This is a genomic window from Pseudosporangium ferrugineum, assembly GCF_003002065.1.
GTDB lineage: Bacteria > Actinomycetota > Actinomycetes > Mycobacteriales > Micromonosporaceae > Actinoplanes > Actinoplanes ferrugineus_A.
Genome location: NZ_PVZG01000009.1, coordinates 154,597 through 167,935, shown reverse-complemented (window position 1 = coordinate 167,935; position 13,339 = coordinate 154,597). Strand labels below are relative to the sequence as shown.

General features: G+C 70.2%; 15 protein-coding genes and 1 pseudogene. 6 read left to right on the top strand and 10 right to left on the bottom strand.

Annotated features, from left to right (window positions below; translation table 11 throughout):
* The first annotated feature begins 5 nt into the window (after positions 1-5).
* Entirely contained in the window at positions 6-197 is a 192-nt protein-coding gene (locus tag CLV70_RS20255; RefSeq protein ID WP_245908342.1) for a hypothetical protein, read from the top strand.
* Positions 198-242: 45 nt separating this feature from the next.
* Here the strand turns inward: CLV70_RS20255 and CLV70_RS42125 are convergent.
* From CLV70_RS42125 to CLV70_RS20230, 5 genes and pseudogenes are all read right to left on the bottom strand, one after another.
* Positions 243-449, bottom strand: a pseudogene (locus CLV70_RS42125) (ATP-binding protein); the annotation flags it as partial.
* 55 nt (positions 450-504) lie between these two features.
* The gene (locus CLV70_RS20245; protein WP_158277788.1) at positions 505-1,476 is read right to left on the bottom strand and encodes a nucleotidyl transferase AbiEii/AbiGii toxin family protein; all 972 of its coding nucleotides are present in this window, start codon (positions 1,474-1,476) and stop codon (positions 505-507) included.
* Positions 1,473-2,270: a type IV toxin-antitoxin system AbiEi family antitoxin gene (locus CLV70_RS20240; RefSeq protein WP_106128097.1), complete on the bottom strand. Its 798-nt coding sequence runs from the start codon at positions 2,268-2,270 to the stop codon at positions 1,473-1,475. The genes CLV70_RS20245 and CLV70_RS20240 overlap by 4 nt, the downstream gene beginning before the upstream one ends.
* Positions 2,271-2,394: 124 nt before the next feature.
* Positions 2,395-2,844 carry a SitI3 family protein gene (locus CLV70_RS20235; RefSeq protein ID WP_106128096.1) on the bottom strand — a complete coding sequence of 150 codons (450 nt, stop codon included), beginning with the start codon at positions 2,842-2,844 and terminating at the stop codon, positions 2,395-2,397.
* Positions 2,845-2,848: 4 nt separating this feature from the next.
* Positions 2,849-3,223, bottom strand: a complete 375-nt coding sequence (locus CLV70_RS20230; RefSeq protein WP_245908341.1) for a CdiA C-terminal domain-containing protein — start codon at positions 3,221-3,223, stop codon at positions 2,849-2,851.
* A gap of 386 nt (positions 3,224-3,609) precedes the next feature.
* Here CLV70_RS20230 and CLV70_RS20220 point away from each other — a divergent pair, with 386 nt between their 5' ends.
* Complete coding sequence (locus CLV70_RS20220; protein WP_106128093.1) at positions 3,610-4,170, top strand: Uma2 family endonuclease; 561 nt, start codon at positions 3,610-3,612, stop codon at positions 4,168-4,170.
* Between the two features lie 143 nt (positions 4,171-4,313).
* Here CLV70_RS20220 and CLV70_RS20215 read toward each other — a convergent pair whose 3' ends face one another.
* The 4 genes from CLV70_RS20215 to CLV70_RS20200 all read right to left on the bottom strand — a co-directional run bounded on the left by CLV70_RS20215 (position 4,314) and on the right by CLV70_RS20200 (position 8,415).
* Positions 4,314-6,074, bottom strand: a complete 1,761-nt coding sequence (locus CLV70_RS20215; protein ID WP_106128092.1) for an ATP-binding protein — start codon at positions 6,072-6,074, stop codon at positions 4,314-4,316.
* Positions 6,075-6,231: 157 nt separating this feature from the next.
* Positions 6,232-6,681 (bottom strand): SitI3 family protein, encoded by a 450-nt coding sequence (locus CLV70_RS20210; protein WP_106128091.1) that lies wholly within the window; start codon positions 6,679-6,681, stop codon positions 6,232-6,234.
* 9 nt (positions 6,682-6,690) lie between these two features.
* Positions 6,691-7,122, bottom strand: coding sequence for a CdiA C-terminal domain-containing protein (locus tag CLV70_RS20205; protein WP_106128228.1), 432 nt, complete (start codon positions 7,120-7,122; stop codon positions 6,691-6,693).
* A 264-nt stretch (positions 7,123-7,386) separates the two neighbouring features.
* Entirely contained in the window at positions 7,387-8,415 is a 1,029-nt protein-coding gene (locus tag CLV70_RS20200) for a hypothetical protein (RefSeq protein WP_106128090.1), read from the bottom strand.
* Positions 8,416-8,465: 50 nt separating this feature from the next.
* On the opposite strand from CLV70_RS20200, the gene CLV70_RS20195 reads away from it, so the two are divergent.
* The 3 genes from CLV70_RS20195 to CLV70_RS20185 all read left to right on the top strand — a co-directional run bounded on the left by CLV70_RS20195 (position 8,466) and on the right by CLV70_RS20185 (position 11,293).
* Positions 8,466-8,978: an acyl-CoA thioesterase gene (locus CLV70_RS20195; protein ID WP_106128089.1), complete on the top strand. Its 513-nt coding sequence runs from the start codon at positions 8,466-8,468 to the stop codon at positions 8,976-8,978.
* A gap of 9 nt (positions 8,979-8,987) precedes the next feature.
* Positions 8,988-10,904, top strand: a complete 1,917-nt coding sequence (locus tag CLV70_RS20190) for an acetoacetate--CoA ligase (protein WP_106128088.1) — start codon at positions 8,988-8,990, stop codon at positions 10,902-10,904.
* Positions 10,905-10,966: 62 nt separating this feature from the next.
* Complete coding sequence (locus tag CLV70_RS20185; protein WP_106128087.1) at positions 10,967-11,293, top strand: hypothetical protein; 327 nt, start codon at positions 10,967-10,969, stop codon at positions 11,291-11,293.
* Between the two features lie 6 nt (positions 11,294-11,299).
* Here CLV70_RS20185 and CLV70_RS20180 read toward each other — a convergent pair whose 3' ends face one another.
* Positions 11,300-12,019 carry a TIGR03089 family protein gene (locus CLV70_RS20180; RefSeq protein ID WP_106128086.1) on the bottom strand — a complete coding sequence of 240 codons (720 nt, stop codon included), beginning with the start codon at positions 12,017-12,019 and terminating at the stop codon, positions 11,300-11,302.
* Positions 12,020-12,189: 170 nt separating this feature from the next.
* Here CLV70_RS20180 and CLV70_RS20175 point away from each other — a divergent pair, with 170 nt between their 5' ends.
* Positions 12,190-13,335 carry a glycosyltransferase family 4 protein gene (locus CLV70_RS20175; RefSeq protein WP_106128085.1) on the top strand — a complete coding sequence of 382 codons (1,146 nt, stop codon included), beginning with the start codon at positions 12,190-12,192 and terminating at the stop codon, positions 13,333-13,335.
* The last annotated feature ends 4 nt before the right edge of the window (positions 13,336-13,339 follow it).

Genomic DNA, 13,339 nt, shown 5'->3' with positions numbered 1-13,339 from the left:
GTGGCGTGCGGCGGCGTAGCTCCACGCCGCCGCGGAACGCCGCCGGCATCCCGCAGTACTGGACGGTCGGACGCGATCCCGCACTGACTGTGACGTTGCATCGGCTCAGCGCCGACGGAGCGTACGAGCGGGCGGCGCAGATGCCGTTGGGGTGGCTGTTGCAGACCTCGCCGGGGGACCACCTGCCGCAGTACTGACCTCTCGCGAGAGGCGGCGGGGCTGGTCTTCGTCGTGCGGGAGGTTCAGTGGCTTGTGTCAGGGCTGAGCAGCTCCGACCGCGCCATGGTGACCATGAAGCTGGCGATGGAGCTGCGAAAGCTGGGCCGGGGGAGACCGCGACTGCGCGCTACTGCGAGCATCGCGGGGATGCCGGAGGACCGATTCTCGGCGACCAGCTCGTTCGACGAGGGGAGGTAGGTGTCGGCGAGGAGGCTGGCCAGCACCGCATTGCGCGGTGCATCAGCGCATCGGCGAGTGCCTCACGGACGGCCTCCAGCGGATCGATCAGTACAGGCCGGCGTCAGCCAGTCGGCCGCCGGGCAACGCCGCCAATGCGCGTAGGGCGAGAGGCCGATCTTGTTCTCGGGCCTGGGCGAGGAGCCGTTCGTCGTTGTCGAGGTCGGCGAGGAACCGGAAATGGGTGCGGAGTGCTTCGGAAAGCTCGCTTGCGGTAGGGACGGGGACGGCGAGCGCTCCGATGTCCTGTTCGTCGAACTCGCCTGCGCTGCGGTCACGGAGCCATCTCTCGGGGCTGAAGGCGGGGCCTTCGTGGCCCGGCTTCCAGAAAGTGTCGCCGGCGTGTAAGCCGTTGGCATCGACCCAGATTTTGAGGACGGCGAGACGGCGCACGAGGGCGTGATCCAGTTTGCCGGTGATGGGGGCATTGGTCATTGCCCAGCGCAGGTCGTACATGTCGCGTGCGGGCGTGGCCCGGTTCAGGCGTGCGATCTTTTCGGCGATGTTCTCCTCGAGGCGGATCACCTGTAGTTGTGGCAGGGCGGGTGGCCCGTACCGGGCGTGGATGGGCATGGGCTGCCACCCGCGTCGTACCGGCGGAAGCCAAGGGGGCGGGTTGAGGTCGAGTTTGCTGTGCAGGGCGCCGGTGTCGCCGCCGAAGGCGTGTTCGTAGGTGAGTGTCCACTTGCCGCGTCGTTCGATGACGCCGTAGGCGAACGGGCCGACCTTGAGGCCGTCGACGGCGGCGATCAGGTCGGTGAGGGCGTCGTCGGGATCGGCGCCGATGTGGGTGCTGGAGAAGTCCAGGTCAAGGGAGAAGCGACCGGCGTTGCCCGCGTACAGCTTGCGCAGCGCGGTGCCGCCCTTGAACGTCAGCGCGTCGAGGGTGCCCGTCCCGTGGAGGTGGCGCAGCAGCAGATCCTGGGCGATGTCGACGATTGCGGCGTCCCGTCCTTGAGCGCCGGCTCCGTGCGGTGTGTGTCGTGCGATGTGGCCGATGGTGATGACGATGTCGTTCATGAAGTGGCTCGCAGGGTGCGGGGATCGAAGGGAAGGCTGGTGTCGGCGATCTGCCAGGCGTTGTCGTGGCGCAGGAGGTGTCCTCGGGGGCCGAACCAGGTCTTGCCGCCCAGGGCGCCGAGGTGGCGGATCGCGGTTGCGAGGTCGGGTCGCATTGCCTGGAGCAGGTAGCCGGTGCGGGCGCGGGTGGCGGCGGGCCGGTCGGTCAGTTCCAGGGCCAGCGGCTGCCAGGACAGCTCGCTGGTGAGTTCCGGGAGCCATTCGAGTGCGCTCGTCCAGGAGCGCACGGCGCCGGGTTTCGTCGTCATATGGACGAGGACGCTCTCCACGGCCAGCACGGGTACGCCGCGCAGCTCGCGGTAGGGGAGGCGGGGGGTGAACACGGAGACCGAGACGCGTGAGGGCAGCTGACGGGCCAACTCGGTGGTGCCGGCTGCGATCTCGATGTGGGCCGGCACGCGATCGGCGAAGCCGTGCGCCCAAGCGGCGGTCTGGAATGCCAGAGCGCACCGCGCGGTCGGCCGCTGGGCCAGGAACGCTCGCAGGGGCGTGAGCGGGTCGTTGCGAGAGTAGGCGCCGGCGGTGGCGGCTGGCGCGAACTCCCACACGCCGCGTTGCCCGGTCGGCAGTAGCCAACCCCGCTCGCGCAGTCGCGCGGCAACGATCCGGGTCGGCGTGCGCAGCCCATGGCGTTCGACGAGCTGGGCGAGTTGCTCGATGGTGACGAGTGTGGGCTGCTCAAGCTCCAGATCTTCGAGTACGCCACCCATCGAAGGGGGGATGGTCCGTGTCATCGACCGAATCTCTGTATCAGATATAGTTACCAACTACGTCAGGATGACACCGTTGGATGATGGTGTCAACATGGCCAACAAGTAACCGTACTGGTTACCTCTCGTCACTTCTGACACCTCGGCGTCAGCCGGGAAGGATCGAATCGGCGGCGGTGTAGCTCGACCACCAGCTTTCACGCCGGTGCTTCACGAGCTTGCCGCCGAACCTCTTGAGTAGTACGTAGTCGCCATTGAGGACGAGGACGGCATCCTCGGGGCCGGTCGCCAGCACCCGGCGGACGATCGTGATCATGTTCGTGACCTTCCACTGCGGGTCGGCCTCCTTGTCCATGCGGAAGGTCACCGACACGTGGAGTTCCGGCTCCCACTCCCACGGCCCGTCGTCCGACTCGACGTCGAAGTACCCGTCGCGCCCCGCCGAAACGAAGACAGCGAACCCCAGCCGGTCGTCCAGGTTCACCGAGAGCGGCGACTCCGTGCCGGCGGGCCGCTCGTCCGGGTCGGGCAGCGCACGCTCGGCCAGTCGCTCGACGGGTGTGGAGCCGGCCAGGGTCAGTCGATACTCGATCGCCATGCTGTCAGTCGTTTCCTCGGTTGACGGGAATCTGGACGATATCGCCGCCGGGCGTGATCACCTTGACCTCCTTGAGGCCGGCGATCGGCCAGTCGGCGAACTGCCTGCGCAAGGCGGAGAGATCACCACGCCAGTCGGCGAGATTCACCACCACCCGCTGGGTCTGCTGCCGCTCGACGACCTTGTCGTGCACCTCGCCCCAGATCCCTCGCACATTCTTGGTCGGCCTGGTCGGGGAGTAGCAGTCGAACACCCGGCCCTCGACCAGGTAATCCGGCTTCGAGGTCGGCTTCCCCGTGTCGCCGGTGTCCAGGCGTGCCTGAGCGACCTCGGCTGAGGTCGGATTCTGCCGGACGTGGTAGCCGCTGCCGGCCAGCAAGGTGGCTGTCGTGTTCTCCTGCTCGATCGAGCGGCGAGTCTCGAGATCGTCGTCCGGGTTGATCCGGGTCGGGCGTCCGTCGGGGGTGCCGCCGGGGTGGCCTGTGTTCGGGGTGATCAGGGGGTTGGGACGCGGGGCTCGGGCGGCGCGGCCGGCCTGGGCTTCGGCGGCGGTTGTTTCGTGGGCCTCGTGGATGCTGGCCGGGGTGGGGGTTCCGCGGGGGGCGGGAGGGTGAGTGGCCCGGTGGGTCGCCGCCGTCGCCGGGGCTGCGGCCTCTTCCAGGCACGGACTCCCCCTTCGCCGAGTTGATTGAACGCTATCAATAGGCCGCGAACCTGGCCGTCGCGTCCGGGGGCCGGCGGGGGTTGGGCCAGTAGCATGACGGTATGAGCGCGGAGGCTGTCGGCCGGTACATGCCTGCCGTCATCACGCTCGATGACCTTGCCGCCATGATCTCCGCCGATACGCATGGCAGGCGCTACGAGACCAGCCCCGAGGGAGTGCTCTCCGTCGTGCCGCCCCCTGACAGTGAGCGCGTCGTCATCGCTACTCGGCTGATGGCGTGGTTGATCACCGCGGGGGTGCCGGTCGACCAGGTGATGCAGGTCGCGGGGATCCGGATTCCCGGCCCCGACGGCGACGGAGGGCGGATTCCCGACCTCACGGTCTGGTCGAAGCCGCAGGAGCGGGCGGTCTGGCTGGGCGTCACCGACCTGCTGCTGGTGGTCGAGATCGTTTCGCGGGGTTCCGAGGCGATCGACCAGGTGACCAAGGTGGGCGAGTACGCCGCCGCCGGCATCCCGCAGTACTGGACGGTCGGACGCGATCCCGCACTGACCGTGACGTTGCATCGGCTCAGCGCCGACGGAGCGTACGAGCAGACGGCGCAGATGCCGTTAGGGTGGCTGTTGCAGACCTCGCCCGGGGACCACCTGCCGCAGTACTGAGCCTCTCGCGAGAGGCGGCGGGTCTGGTCTTCGTCGTGGGGGAGGTTCAGGGGGCGGGTGTCGTCCGCGGCCTTGTCGGCGGTGCGGACAGCAGAGCCGACTTCGGCAGCCGGCTCTGCTGTCCACCCCGGATCGGTGCTGACTCAGTGGTTCTTCGACGTCGAGCGGGGTTCGCCGCCGGCGGGTGACTCGGATTGCCCGATCCACCGGTAGCGGCGCTTAGGGCTTTGAGCCGGACCGATTGCCTCTACGGTTCCCGCTTCCACCATGCTGCGCAGATGGTTCAGGACCGCCCGTCGGGACAGTCCGGCAACTTCGGCCAGTTCGGTGGCGGTCGCCTCGCCCCTTGCCTGGAGTGCCATTCCTACATCAGGCGCGAGTTCGCCGGGTAGCGCAGAAAAGAGGTCGGGAGCCTTCTTCCGTCCGGAAATTGCGGGGTCGAGGACGTATCGCGCGTAGCGGCGACCGCCTTCCTTGAGGGCCAAGCCTTGCTCGACGAGGTCTCGCAGAACCTGGCCGGCGGTAACGCGGTCCACACCCCATTGTCTGAGCATTTCGTTGGTCAGGTAGTCCTCGCGCAACATCGCTACGGCGATCTGATGTGCGGGTGTGGGCAGGTGCGCGCCGAGCCCTGCGATCCAGTGGCGTGTGTCAGGGCTGAGCAGCTCCGACCGCGCCATGGTGACCATGAAGCTGGCGATGGAGCTGCGAAAGCTGGGCCGGGGGAGACCGCGACTGCGCGCTACTGCGAGCATCGCGGGGATGCCGGAGGACCGATTCTCGGCGACCAGCTCGTTCGACGAGGGGAGGTAGGTGTCGGCGAGGAGGCTGGCCAGCACCGCATTGCGTGAGGAAGAGATTCCCGCTTCGCCGAGTTCGTCGATGGTGACTCCACCGTAAAGGCCGCCCGGGCTGCGAATGACGAGCCGGTCGGGAAACAGCTCGACCTGGACCTGCGTGCCGCGGGTCACGGGGCTGTAGTCGCGGTGCATCAGCGCATTGACGAGTGCCTCACGGACGGCCTCCAGCGGATACTCGACCTCGTCGACGCGCGAGCCGCGATCACTGATGACCGCTCGGACGGCGAGGTTTCGCCGGAGCATGGACAGCGACGTCTCGATCATCTCGGGAATCGAGCCGCGTACGGTCTGGTTGTCCAGGAATCTCGTGCTTGAGTCGCGATCCGGGCTGTGCACGACGACCGAGACCATCAGTTGGGGGAAGTATTGCTGCGGGAACTGTCCGTAGGTCAAGAGCCCTGCAAGCGTCAACGGGGCGTCGACCGAGCGATCAGCGGTGATCCCCAGCCGGAAAAGGATGGTCGCATCGTCCGATTGGGCGAGCTTGGGGAACCCGGACCGGACCCTGCGGAACGTGCGGCGTAAAGCTTCGTCGTCGAGATCCTGTACGGTCGTCCCGTCGACAGCTTCCCGGTCGTACAAGGGCTGCGTCCGTGCGGCCATGACCAGCGCGATCTCGGCTTCGGTCATATGCCGATCACCGTCGCCGCCGCGCAGGTAGGAACCTCCCGAGATCCCCTGTGCAGTGACGTATACAGGGCGCCGGTCCGCCGGCGCCGGAGGTACTTCGGCGACGACCAGCCACCGGTTCTCGACTTCGGCTACCTCCACGCTGATCTGTAGCGGTGGCGTGATGTCGTCCCGCGACATCTGCACCAGCGCGTCGCGAAGCGCCGAAGGGTCAGCCAGTTCCACGAGGCTGAAACCGCTCGCCTCGTCGACGCCGAGCAGAATCGTCCCGCCCTCCGTGTTCGAGAATGCGGAAAGCGTCTCCCGGACGGACTTCGGCATCCCGCCGGCGGCACGTTTGGCTTCCACCTGTGTCGGCTCGCCGCCCACCCTGCGCAGCACAGCAAGGATCTCCTCGACAGTTTCAGCACCCACGGACCCATCCCACCACTCGACTTCGCACTCTGACAAGCGAGGTGCGAAGTAAGTGCGAAGTAAGTGCGAAGCTGGTGCGAAGTTGGTGGGCAGTGGAGCCGGACGTTCTGTACGCGGGTGGCGCGAGCAGAGGCCGGCTCGCCGGGGTGGCCGACCCTTACCCGGCAATGATCGAATCGGCGGAGGCGTAGCTCGACCACCAACTCTCACGCCGGTGCTTCACGAGCTCGCCGCCGAACCGGGCGAACAGCAGCACGTCGCCGTTGAGGGTGAACGTGCTGTCCTCCGGGCCGCTGTCCAGCACCCGGCGGACGATCGTCAGCATCTCGGTCACCTCGCGGTCGAGGTCCGCGAACTTGTCCAGGCGGAAGCTCAGCGACACGTAGGCGCCGGGCTCCCACTCCCACATGCCGCTGTCCGCTCCGGCCGACACGTAGCCGTCCTGCCCGGCGAGGACGGTGACCATGAAGCCGTAGCGGTCCCAGAGGGCCGCCGAGAGCAGGGGCGGTGTCCCGGTCGGACGCTCTTCGGGGTCGGGCAGCGCGCGCTCCGCCAGAACCTCGACCGGCGTGGTGCCCGCCAGGGTCAACTCGTACTCAAGCGCCATGGCGGGCCCTCAGTTCCTGTCGGGGTTCGGGACGAGTTGGATGATCTCACCGTCGGGGCCGATGGCTTTGACCTCCTTGAGCCGGTCGACCGGCCAGTCGTCGAATTGCCGCCGCAGGGCCGTCAGGTCGCCGGGCCAGTCCTGCAGGTTCACCACCACGCGCTGCGTCTGCTCCTTGTCGATCTTCTTCTTCACCTCGAACCAGATACCGCGCACGGGCTTGTCGGCCGCCGGCGAGTAACAGTCGAAGACCCTTCCCTCGAGCAGGTAGTCGGGCTTCGACCCCACCTTGCCCGTGTCGCCGGTCTCCTGCCGCGCTCGGGCGATCTCGTCGAGCGAAGGGTTCTGCTGGATGCGATAGCCCCGGTCCGCCAGGATCGCGGCGCCCGAGTTCTCGCGGTCGAGGGAACGGCGGACGTCCTCGTCCTGGGACGTCTTGATGGGGGTCGGGCGTCCGTCGGGGGTGGCGCCGGGGTGGCCGGTGCTCGGGGTGATCAGGGGGTTGGGGCGCGGGGCTCCGGTGGCACGGCCTGCCTGGGCTTCGGCGGCGGTTGTTTCGTGGGCTTCGTGGATGCTGGCCGGGGTGGGGGCTCCGCGGGGCCGGGAGGAGTGGCCCGGTGGGTCGCCGCCGTCGGCGGGGCTGCGGCCTCTTCCTGGCACGGGCTCAGCCTTTCCCGGGCGCCTTCAGGGATCGATGGCAGGCTATCAAGGGAGGCGGCGGGTCTGGTCTTCGTCGTGGGGGAGGTTCAGGGGGCGGGTGTCGTCCGCGGCCTCGTCGGCGGGGCGTTCCTGGTGGGTGGCTGTTGTGGTGGGGCGGGTGGTCGCCTCGCCCGGGGGCTTCGGGGGGACCGGGGTGAGGCGGGTGGTCGGGTCCTGGGCCGGGTCGGGGCGTTCCTCTCCCGTTATCGACATCGGCCTGGTGGCCTCGTCGCCGGGGTCGGGCTCGGCGGCGCTGTCGGCGAGGGCTGGGCGGATCACCTGAGTCTTGTCGCCGTCCGAAGCCGACGGGGCCGACGGAGCCGACGAGGCCGGGGCCGACGGAGCCGACGGGGCCGGGGCCGGCGGGACAGACGCCGGCGGGATGGGGAGGGCGGCGGTGGGCAGGGCCGTTGTGGCCTCCGAGGATTCCGCCACGTCGACCGTTCGCTCGGACGAGGGTGCGGGTTCGAACAGGCCCGCCAGCAGCGTCGTTTTCTCCTCGTCGTCGATCGGGCGGCGCTGGTGCGGGACGGCCGCCGGGAAGGCCGTTGTCGGTTCTGCCGCGATCGGGGTGCCCGGGGCGCGGGCCTCGCCGCGGGCTCTGCCCAGTACGCCCAGCCATACCACCCGGGGTGGTTCGTAGCCTGCCCAGCGGCGGGCGCTCAGGGCCGTGCAGATCAGCGGGACCGCGAGCAGGACCGTCAGGCCGTACCCGGGGGTGCTGATGTTGAAGCCTTCCTTGGTGACCTCGGCCGGCCAGATGCTCGCGTAGGAGTCCGGGACGAAGCGGGCCCAGGTGCCGATGGCGATGAAGGTCGCGCCGGCCAGGAGGGGGCCGGCGGGGGAGATCGGGGCGAAGAGCAGGATTCCGTACGCCGCGCCGGCCAGGAAGAGCAGGAGGAGGCCGCCCAGCGACTCGATGCCGCCGTTGTCGCGGGCCCGGCCCGTCAGGTTCTCGTCGAGGCCCACGCCGCACAGGATCCAGGCCGACGGGGCGAGCACGGAGACGTACAGGATCGACCGGAGATGGCGCACGCGTGGACCGTACCCGGGGGCGGCAACCGGGAGGAATTAACGTAACGGGCATGAGCGATCAGCCGGTGGGGCGGCCCACCTCGCACTCGCGCGTCACGTTGAGCCGGATCATGAGCGCGATCGACGTCAACCTGTACGGGACCGTGCACGGCGGCGTCCTCATGAAGTTCGTCGACGACGTGGCCGGTGCGGCGGCGGCGCGGCACAGCGGCGGTACGGCGGTCACGGCCGCCATCGACGAGATCGTGTTCGTCGAGCCGGTGCACACCGGTGACCTGGTGCACGCGTACGCGCAGGTGAACTGGGCCGGGAGCACCTCGATGGAGGTCGGCGTACGGCTGACCGCGGAGCGGTGGGACACGGCCGGCGGCGATCCGATCACCGTGGCCACCGCCTACCTGGTGTTCGTCGGTGTCGATGTGTCGGGTCATCCGCGGCCGGTGCCGCCGGTCCTGCCGGAGACGGCGGAGGACGAGCGGCGCTTCCGGGAGGCGCTCATCCGGCGCGAACACCGCCTGGCCCGCAGGAAAGCGATCCAGGACGCGCGGCTGAGCGACCGTTAGGGTGGCGGCATGAGTGCGGGCGCGGTGCTGTGGAATCCTCCGGCGGACGTCATCGAAACCTCCCGGATGGGGCGGTTTCTGACCTGGGTGCGCGCCGAGCGGGGCGTCGAGGTCGACGACTACGCCGGGCTGTGGGAGTGGTCGGTCACCGACCTGTCCGGTTTCTGGCGGGCGATCTGGGACTACTTCGAGGTCATCGCCCACACCGAGCCGGCGTCGACCCTCGACGGGGCCGTCATGCCCGGTGCCCGGTGGTTCCCGGGTGCCACGCTCAACTATGCCGAGCACGTCCTGCGCATGCCCGGGCTGGGCGACGACGATCCGGTCGTCATCGCGTACTCGCAGACCCGGGAGCCGGTCACCCTCACCGCCCGGCAGCTGCGTGACCAGGTCCGGAGGGTCGCCGCCGGGCTGCGCCGGCTCGGCGTCGGCGACGGCGACCGGGTCGCGGCCTACGCCCCCAACATCCCCGAGACGTACGTGCTCATGCTGGCGACGGCGAGCCTCGGCGCGATCTTCTCCTCGTGCGCGCCCGAGTTCGGTTCCCGCAGCGTGATCGACCGCTGGACGCAGATCGAGCCGCGTGTGCTGGTGGCGGTCGACGGCTACCGGTACGGCGACAAGGCGATCGACCGGCGCGCCGAGGTGGCCGCGATCCGCGACGCCCTGCCCAGCGTCGAGCACCTGATCACGATCCCGTACCTGACCGGGGAGGGGGACTGGGACAGCCTCGACGGCGACGATCCGCTGACCTTCGCCGCGGTGCCGTTCGACCACCCGCTCTACGTGCTGTATTCGTCGGGCACCACCGGCCTGCCGAAGCCGATCGTGCACGGTCACGGCGGCATCCTGCTCGAGCACCTCAAGATGCTGGCCCTGCACCACGACCTGGGCCCCGGCGACCGCTTCCTCTGGTTCACCACGACCGGCTGGATGATGTGGAACTTCCTGGCGTCCGGGCCGGCGGTGGGCACCGCGATCGTGCTCTTCGACGGCAACCCCGGGCACCCCGACCTGGGCGAGCTGTGGCGGCTCGCCGCCGACGCCGGCGTCACCTTCTTCGGTACGTCCGCACCGTTCATCCTGGCCTGCCGCAAGGCCGGCGTACGCCCGCCCGCGAACGTGATCCGGGGCGTGGGCTCGACCGGTGCCCCGCTGCCGCCCGAGGGGTACCGCTGGATCTACGAGGTGCTGGGCGACCGCCCCCAGTTGCAGTCGCTGTCCGGCGGCACGGACGTCTGCACCGGCTTCGTGGGCGGCACGCCGCTGCTGCCGGTGGTCGAGGGCGTGATCTCCTGCCGGGCGCTCGGCGCGCGGGTGGAGGCGTACGACCCGGAGGGCAAGCCGGTCCTCGAGCAGCTGGGTGAGCTGGTCATCACGGCGCCGATGCCGAGCATGCCGGTCGGTTTCTGGAACGACCCGGACGGCCGGCGCTACTTCGAGGCGTACTTCGACGTGTTCCCGGGCGTGTGGCGGCACGGCGACTGGATCACCATCGGCGCCGACGGCACCTGCGTGATCACCGGCCGCTCCGACGCGACCCTGAACCGCGGCGGGGTCCGCCTGGGCACCGCCGAGTTCTACTCCGTGGTCGAGGGCATCCCCGAGATCGCCGACTCGGTCGTCGTCCACCTCGACGACCAGGACGAACTGCTGCTGTTCGTGGTGCTCGCCGACGGCCTGGAGCTGGACGAGGAGCTGCGCGGCCGGATCCGGCGCGAGCTGCGTGCCGCGCTCTCGCCGCGGCACGTCCCGGACGAGATCCATCAGGTACGCGCGGTGCCTCGCACGCTGTCCGCCAAGAAGCTCGAGGTGCCGGTGAAGCGCATCCTGACCGGCACCCCGGCGGATCGGGCGGCGGCGAAGGGCGCTCTGGCCAACCCCGAGTCGCTGACGGCGTTCGAGGAGTACGCCAAGCGCCGCTGACCATGTGCAATCCGTGACTGAGCGATTACCATCGGTCTATATTCGGCCGGAGGTGACGCGCCATGACCTGGTTTCCGCTCCTGATCGGTCTTGCCATCGCGGTGTGGCTCGGGGTTGCCCTGCCCGCCCTGTTCCGCGGTCCGCTCACGATAAAGCCCGCCCGGCGACCCGTTCCGGGCAGCGCGGCGGTCGTCGCCGTCCCGGCCGGGGGTCTGCGCACCGGGCGGCGGCGTCCGTCCGTTCCGGCCCGTCCCGGCCGCCCGAGGCCCAAGCCGCCGGCCGCTCCCACCGGGGACGCGACCCGCGAGTGGCGGGGAATGGACCGGGTCGAGATCGAGGTGCGGGGGATGGACCGGCCGGGGCGCTACTACGGCGGGCGGTCCCTGTGACCGACGTCACGCCAGCGTCAGGGTCACGTTCTCCGCGGCGACGCGTCGCTCGGTGACCGCCGGGTCGAGGGCGGCGCACAGCACGATGCTGGCCCCCGCGAACAGGGGCGTGAGCAGCCAGTCCGCCGGGTCCGGGTACGCGCGGGCGTCGATCAGGACGCGGGCGCCCGGCTCGATGCCGAGTTCGCGGGCGCGGGCCGCGGCCGTACCCGAGATCGTGCCGTGGTCCGTGCCGTTCAGGGCGGCGTCGCCGGGGCGGGCGGGCCGGCGGGAGGCGAAGTGGTCGCCGTAGCCGCGGACCTCGACGGTGTAGTCGACGTAGCCCGGCGGGACCGGCCGCAGCGGCATGGCGAGCGGCAGCAGCCCGGTGGCGTAGCTGTCCCCGGCGGACCAGGCGCCGGCCGCCTCCAGGGTGTCCGGCCAGGCGAACAGGGCGTCCACCGGCCGGGGGTCCGGGCCGGTGTACACCTCGAGGCCGGCCGCCCAGGTGCCGAGCAGGATCGCCGCCGTCTGCCAGTGCGGGGGCAGCAGGACCGCCGCCGAGTCGCCCGGACCCAGGCCCAGGCCGTCCACCAGCAGGTTGGCCGTCTTCGCCACCCAGTTGTCCATCGTGGCGCCCGACAGCTCCGTGCGGTCGCCGGTCGTGTCGTCGTACCAGGTGAGCAGGGGGGTCGTCGGGTCCTTGCGGACCGCCGCCGCGAGGGCCGCCGGGATCGTCTCGTTCATCGCCCTCGACGATAGTCGGATTACTGACAGTGATGGAGTGGTCTCGTTCCGATCGGGCGGGGAAAGAGCTAGTAACTAAGAGATGTCGGAGGGCGTCGCGGTCGACACGGGAGGCATCGAGCGGCGTACCCTTGCCAGTGGTCTGAGCCACAGATGTGAGGAGTTGCCACGTGACCGCCGGTCGCCCGCCCCGTGTCCTCGTCGACGCCACGAGCGTTCCCGCCGATCGAGGCGGGGTGGGGAGATACGTCGACGGGTTGCTCGGCGCCCTCGGCGCGGTCGGTCCCGAGCGTGCCGACCTCGTCGTGGTCGCGCAGCGTTCGGATGCGGAGCGTTACTCCCGCATGCTCACCGGGGCCGAGGTCATCGCCGGTCCCGCCGCCGTGGCGCACCGCCCCGCCCGCCTCGCCTGGGAGCAGACCGGCCTGCCGCTGCTCGCCCAGCAGGTCGGCGCCGGGGTGCTGCACTCGCCCTTCTACACCTGCCCGCTGCGGGCGGGTTGCCCGGTGACGGTCACCGTGCACGACGCGACCTTCTTCACCGAGCCGGAGCATTACGACAACACCAAGCGCACCTTCTTCCGCAGCGCGATCAAGACCTCGCTGCGCCGGGCCGCGCGGGTCATCGTGCCGAGCAAGGCCACCCGCGACGAGCTGATCCGGCTCCTCGACGCCGACCCCACGCACATCGACGTGGCGTACCACGGCGTCGACCAGACCGCCTTCCACGCGCCCAGCGACGAGGAGAAGGCCCGTGTCCGGGCCCGCCTCGGCCTCGGCGACTCCGGCTACGTCGCCTTCCTCGGCGCCAAGGAGCCGCGCAAGAACGTGCCCAACCTGATCCGCGGCTGGGCGCGTGCGGTCGCCGACTGGCCGCGCCCGCCGGCGCTGGTCATCGCCGGCGGCCAGGGCCACGACGACGACATCGACCGGGCGGTGGCCGAGGTGCCGTCGCACCTGCGGCTGCTGCGCCCAGGCTACCTGCGGTACGCCGACCTGCCCGGCTTCCTCGGCGGCGCGCTGGTCGCCTGCTACCCGTCCTTCGGCGAGGGCTTCGGCCTGCCGATCCTGGAGGCGATGGCCTGCGCCACCCCGGTGCTGACCACGCCCCGGCTGTCCCTGCCCGAGGTCGGGGGCGACGCGGTGGCGTACACGACGGAGGACCCGGACCGGATCGCCGCGGACCTGGCCGACCTGCTGCACGACGAGCCGCGCCGGCTCACCCTCGCCAAGGCCGGATTCGACCGGGCCAAGGAGTTCACCTGGGCCTCCAGCGCGGAGGTGCACGTGGCGACGTGGAGCCGCGTGGCCGCCTGACATT

Excerpts from the sequence above, each read along its gene's own strand:
- CLV70_RS20245 (WP_158277788.1), bottom strand. The coding sequence starts at position 1,476 with ATGAACGACATCGTCATCACCATCGGCCACATCGCACGACACACACCG.
- CLV70_RS20240 (WP_106128097.1), bottom strand. The coding sequence starts at position 2,270 with ATGACACGGACCATCCCCCCTTCGATGGGTGGCGTACTCGAAGATCTG.
- CLV70_RS20235 (WP_106128096.1), bottom strand. The coding sequence starts at position 2,844 with ATGGCGATCGAGTATCGACTGACCCTGGCCGGCTCCACACCCGTCGAG.
- CLV70_RS20220 (WP_106128093.1), top strand. The coding sequence starts at position 3,610 with ATGAGCGCGGAGGCTGTCGGCCGGTACATGCCTGCCGTCATCACGCTC.
- CLV70_RS20210 (WP_106128091.1), bottom strand. The coding sequence starts at position 6,681 with ATGGCGCTTGAGTACGAGTTGACCCTGGCGGGCACCACGCCGGTCGAG.
- CLV70_RS20195 (WP_106128089.1), top strand. The coding sequence starts at position 8,466 with ATGAGCGATCAGCCGGTGGGGCGGCCCACCTCGCACTCGCGCGTCACG.
- CLV70_RS20190 (WP_106128088.1), top strand. The coding sequence starts at position 8,988 with ATGAGTGCGGGCGCGGTGCTGTGGAATCCTCCGGCGGACGTCATCGAA.
- CLV70_RS20185 (WP_106128087.1), top strand. The coding sequence starts at position 10,967 with ATGACCTGGTTTCCGCTCCTGATCGGTCTTGCCATCGCGGTGTGGCTC.
- CLV70_RS20180 (WP_106128086.1), bottom strand. The coding sequence starts at position 12,019 with ATGAACGAGACGATCCCGGCGGCCCTCGCGGCGGCGGTCCGCAAGGAC.